Origin of the sequence: Phormidium pseudopriestleyi FRX01, from assembly GCF_017313335.1 — a bacterium.
In the GTDB taxonomy this organism is placed as follows: Bacteria; Cyanobacteriota; Cyanobacteriia; order Cyanobacteriales; family Laspinemataceae; genus Laspinema; species Laspinema pseudopriestleyi.
Genome location: NZ_JAFLQW010000211.1, coordinates 1 through 4,931 on the forward strand (window position 1 = coordinate 1; position 4,931 = coordinate 4,931).

3 protein-coding genes and 1 pseudogene are annotated in these 4,931 nt (G+C 47.8%); 3 read left to right on the plus strand and 1 reads right to left on the minus strand.

Annotated features, from left to right (window positions below; all coding sequences use genetic code 11):
* The first annotated feature begins 186 nt into the window (after positions 1–186).
* The gene (locus J0895_RS07605; RefSeq protein WP_207087506.1) at positions 187–1,626 is read left to right on the plus strand and encodes a cation:proton antiporter; all 1,440 of its coding nucleotides are present in this window, start codon (positions 187–189) and stop codon (positions 1,624–1,626) included.
* Between the two features lie 294 nt (positions 1,627–1,920).
* On the opposite strand, the gene J0895_RS07610 is transcribed toward J0895_RS07605, so the two are convergent.
* Positions 1,921–2,307: a BON domain-containing protein gene (locus tag J0895_RS07610; protein ID WP_207087507.1), complete on the minus strand. Its 387-nt coding sequence runs from the start codon at positions 2,305–2,307 to the stop codon at positions 1,921–1,923.
* A 557-nt stretch (positions 2,308–2,864) separates the two neighbouring features.
* On the opposite strand from J0895_RS07610, the gene ilvN reads away from it, so the two are divergent.
* Both ilvN and J0895_RS07620 read left to right on the plus strand, forming a co-directional pair.
* Positions 2,865–3,395, plus strand: a complete 531-nt coding sequence (gene ilvN / locus J0895_RS07615; RefSeq protein WP_015146637.1) for an acetolactate synthase small subunit — start codon at positions 2,865–2,867, stop codon at positions 3,393–3,395.
* 634 nt (positions 3,396–4,029) lie between these two features.
* Positions 4,030–4,931: pseudogene (locus tag J0895_RS07620) on the plus strand (hypothetical protein); the annotation flags it as partial.

The following is a 4,931-nucleotide window of genomic DNA, read 5'->3' on the forward strand; positions in this document are numbered from 1 at the left end:
CATGCTCTTTAGACGTGGGAGTGTCAAGGTCAGACAATAGGAAAACAATAAATCAAGACTGACTCTTTCGGATCACCACCGCGCTCAAGATTCTGATCATGACTTGGAAACTTGATTTCTGGGGTCGAGGGCGTCAGTCTTGTAAACAAAACAGGTACATTAGACAGGACGAGTTCTGCAAAATAAATGGCAGAGACCCTTACATTGGTGAATTCCCTCACCCCAACACTTTTTCATTCCTTCCTTGACCAAACTCTACCCCTGCTGGCAACGGCAGGGACCGAAGTGGCCCCAGCCGCTCACTCGGTGAAAGTAGACGAATCGATCGTCGTAGCGGGAGTGCTACTGAGTTTAGTCGTCATTTACCTAGCCAGCAAAATAGGGGGCGAGATTTGTTCCCGGATTAACCTGCCTCCGGTTTTAGGTGACCTCGTAGGCGGTGTCATCATTGGGGTTTCCGTCCTCAAGCTGATAGTCTTTCCCGAAGGCGGGGAAGATGGCAGCAGTTCGGTGCTCATGAACTTCCTGCAAAGCACCACCAATTTAGAACCCGAAGCCCTCGTTGCCACCTTTGCCGCCCAGAGTGAAGTCATTGCAATTTTGGCAGAACTTGGGGTGATTATTTTGCTGTTTGAAATTGGTCTGGAATCAGATCTCAAAGAACTGATTAAATACGGACCCCAAGCAGCAATCGTGGCCGTCATTGGGGTTGTCGTACCCTTTGGCGCGGGGACCCTGGGCTTAATTAGCCTCTTTAATGTGCCCACCATCCCAGCCATTTTTGCAGGGGCGGCCCTAACTGCGACCAGTATCGGGATTACCGCCAAGGTTCTATCAGAAATTGGCCGTCTCGGTGCCCGAGAAGGTCAGATTATTATTGGTGCGGCGGTACTCGATGATATCCTCGGGATTATCGTCTTGGCTGTCGTCGCCAGTTTGGTTAAAACGGGTGAAGTGGAAATCACCAATATTGCCTATCTGATTGTGAGTGCCGGTGTATTCCTAATCGGGGTGATTCTCTTGGGGCGCTTTCTGAGTCCCTATTATGTGGCCTTTGTCAAAGAACTCAAGACTCGCGGGCCCTTGCTGATTACGGCTCTAATTATTGCCTTTGTCCTCTCTTATGTGGGTGCAGCGATTCGATTAGAAGCTATTCTCGGTGCATTTGCTGCCGGGTTAGTGTTAGGGGAAACGGAGAAACAGCAGGAACTAGAGGAACAGGTGGTTCCCCTGGCGGATTTCTTTGTCCCGATTTTCTTCGTAGTGGTTGGTGCCAAAACTAATCTGGGGGTTCTCAATCCGGCGGTTCCTAGCAATCGCGAAGGGCTGATTATTGCAGCATTTCTGATTGTGGTGGCGATTGTAGGGAAGGTGATTGCGGGGTTTGCCGTTTTTGGTCAACCGGGCATCAACCGACTGGCGATCGGCATCGGCATGGTTCCCCGAGGGGAAGTTGGATTAGTCTTTGCGGGAGTTGGAGTCGCCAGTGGCGCACTCTCTCCGTCCCTAGAAGCGGCGATTATTATGATGGTGATTATAACAACATTTGTAGCACCCCCGTTGTTACGAATTGTGTTTAAAGATCCAGTACCTGAACCGGAAAGTGTGGGATCTGCTCCGAAATGAGCGATCGATTTTCACTCTGAATCGGGATTGTCGGGTGCGTCAGATTGAACGGTTACCCCGGGTAATTGAGCGGTTCTGACGCACCCTATCCAACCCTTTTGAAGGGTCAGAATTAATTTTAGATGCGTTATCTAATTATTTTTTAAAGCAACCTGCTTTGGGCAATTATCATTGCCTCAATACTATAGCAACTGAAACAAGATAGGGGTATAGCATGGCTATACCCCTGGAGTGCGAGCATCTTGCTCGCTAGTTTAAAATTCGTTCTATTTTAGAATTCCCGAACGGGAAAAATTACCCAACTTTTACTTCATTGGTTTTGACATCCTTAGCGCCATAAACCCCACGAGCAATTCCAACTACTCGGTCCAAATCGGCTTGGGAAGGAACTTCTCCTTTGAAGACGACTGTACTGCCAGTTTGGGCGATCCACAGGCGTTCAAAATCAGCGGTACTGGGATTTTCATCCAGGGCCAAGGCAACGCGCTTGGCAAGGCCGCTATCATCGTATTCGCCATTTAATCCTAACCGTTCTGGGGGAATGTCCGCCTTTTGGGGTGCGGCAGGAACGGAATAGCTCTGTGCAGGAGCTGAAGGATTTGAGGCTGGGGGTGCTTGAACCGTTGTCTCTTTAGATTTGTCCGGTTTTCCGAGATTGAATAATTTTTGTAACAAACCCATTTGTCATTGACTCCTAAATTTTCAAGGGTTTCCAGATTTTATGCGAAGTTCAGAGTGGTTCTATTCCATCTCTAGGAGGATTTCTCAGTCACTTGCTAGAGCAAGCTGCTGTTCATCCTTGTTCACCTCATACTATCTTCCGATAGTCGCTATCATTTTAGCGCCATTGGCTCTCCAGTACCCTAGCACCGAGGGCTAGGATAGGGAATAAGGTCCCAGGCTGGGGCGAGTGAGGCATTTTTCTGGGGAGATGCTGGGGATCCGGAAAAATGGCCTACTTCAAACTCCAGTCGGCAAGGGCATCAACGGAACAGCGCCTCCGCAAACTAATTTTACAACCGGGTCAGGGTTCGGAATTTATGAACCTGTAATGCTGACGGGCTGGGCTTTTCCAGTTAAGAATGGAGGGTCTGTGGCCCCAGGGATAAATTCTCAGAGTTGAGGATTTTGTTAAAAAATTGGGGTTACCCCGGCAGGTCAGGATAAAATTAGCTTGCATAGATTAAACGGAATACAAAAAATAGTAACGATCGCCCTAGTGGGGTCGCTGATATCCTATGAAACATACTCTGTCTGTTTTGGTGGAAGATGAAGCCGGTGTCTTGAGCCGGATCGCCGGATTGTTTGCTCGTCGCGGGTTCAATATCGAAAGTCTGGCGGTGGGTCCAGCAGAACAATTAGGCATTTCTCGGATTACGATGGTGGTACCCGGGGACGATCGCGTGATTGAACAGCTAACGAAACAACTGTATAAGCTGATTAACGTGATCAAGGTGCAGGATATCACTGAGACTCCCTGCGTCGAACGGGAGTTGATGCTGCTCAAGGTGAATGCGAACAGCAATAACCGCCCAGAAATTGTGGAACTAGCGCAAATTTTCCGGGCGCGGGTGGTAGACGTGGCGGAAGATTCCCTGATTATTGAAGTGGTGGGGGATCCGGGTAAAATGGTGGCGATCGTTCAGGTTCTCGCCAAGTTCGGTATCCGCGAAATTTCCCGCACAGGTAAAATTGCCCTCACTCGCGAATCGGGAGTGAATACGGAGTTTCTCAAGTCATTGGAAGCGAAAATGTTTCCAATTTCTTAACGCCTGTGGCGGAAATTTATCGGAATCTGATAAAAAAATTAGTGGGTTGATGGAACCTGTGCCGCGTTGCACTGACTTCATAACCCACTCTTGGGGCGATCGCCTTTTTTATTTGAAGGCGATCGCTAAATTTTTTTCCCTAAATCAACTCAAAAAATTGGGTAACACCTCAAGGCACATCTGTAAATCATCCCGCCTCAAGGAACGGTGACAACTGATTGCACCTTATGCTGCCTGTTGTTGTTCTTGCTTCACAACCAACCATTTCCCCGTGTCGGGGTCGCGATAGGTCATAAACGGATTCTGTCGGAGTGGTTTGGTTTGGATTGCCATTGCAAAAACCTCCCTCAGTTGGTTCTATATTTAGTTTATTCTAGAAATAAGCCGGGGAAGGTGATAAGACCAAGGCCAAGATATGATCGCGATCGCATCTTTCCGGTACGCCAGACACTGACAGTTATGCCTAAATGAGTATTTACTCCGGATGACGACTACTCATTTATCATGTTAATCTCAAACTAGCTAACAAGCGGGACTTTGGTGCGACTTCCGGAAATAACCTGTAAAGTTAGACTCTACAAGTCGTGCCGTGACTCCCCTTGTTAGCGCCTTTTACAACTAGGACTGCTTTAACGTGGACGCCCAATGGTCGCAACAGGTTTCCCAAATTGAACGGCAAGATTTAGTCATGTTTATTAATGCCTGTCTGTCTTGTACAGGACAGCGGGAATTTTATAGTGATAATTATGGGACGGGTGTTTCCATTAATTTTTTGCATGACTATATTTTAGGTAATTATCGGTTATTATATGCCCGCACCTTAGCCGCAGGCATCAATCATTTTAATCGTGCCGAAATCATTTTAAAACTGTTGGCGACGGGACGGGATACCCCAACGGAACATCGCCAAGAGGAAGGGGCGTTAATTGCCGCTGCCTTAAATGAATTGCCACCCCAACGGGCGTGGAAAGTCTTAGCCGAAATTCGCCGCCGAGGAATCAATAACCGGCGCAGTCGGGCAATTACGAGACATTATATACAATCGCGCCGGAATCTCAGCTTTCAAGCGGTGAAATATCGCTCAAAATTACGGGCAGTTGCTATTCATAATCATCTCAAATTAGAGACAGAACTGGCCGCATTTTTATTTGAACCGACGAAAATCAAAGCCTATCAAACCGAGATTTTTGAGTATTTTCGGAAAGCAAAGTACGATCGCGAGGCGATTTATGCCTTACCCTTAACCGTTGCTGAAGGATTCGCGGCTCAACATGGGATCAAGCGTGAGATTTTTCTCAGTCGCATTCAGGAACAAATGACCCCCGGGGAAAAATTACGCTTACAAAAAACCGCCTATCGTGAGAAACAGGAAATTTCTCTGGATTTAGGACAAATGCCCTTGACAAAATTAGCACTTTATGTGCTATCGTTATCTCGGACCGAACGAGGCGATCGCTTTCCTATCCTGAATACCGCCCTCGACACTGCCGCCCGTAAGACATTACACCATTCCCCGATGCACCTGGGACGAGTCGC

What these genes read in the sequence shown, in the direction of transcription:
- ilvN (WP_015146637.1), top strand. Translation starts at nt 2,865, where the DNA reads ATGAAACATACTCTGTCTGTTTTGGTGGAAGATGAAGCCGGTGTCTTG.
- J0895_RS07605 (WP_207087506.1), top strand. Translation starts at nt 187, where the DNA reads ATGGCAGAGACCCTTACATTGGTGAATTCCCTCACCCCAACACTTTTT.
- J0895_RS07610 (WP_207087507.1), bottom strand. Translation starts at nt 2,307, where the DNA reads ATGGGTTTGTTACAAAAATTATTCAATCTCGGAAAACCGGACAAATCT.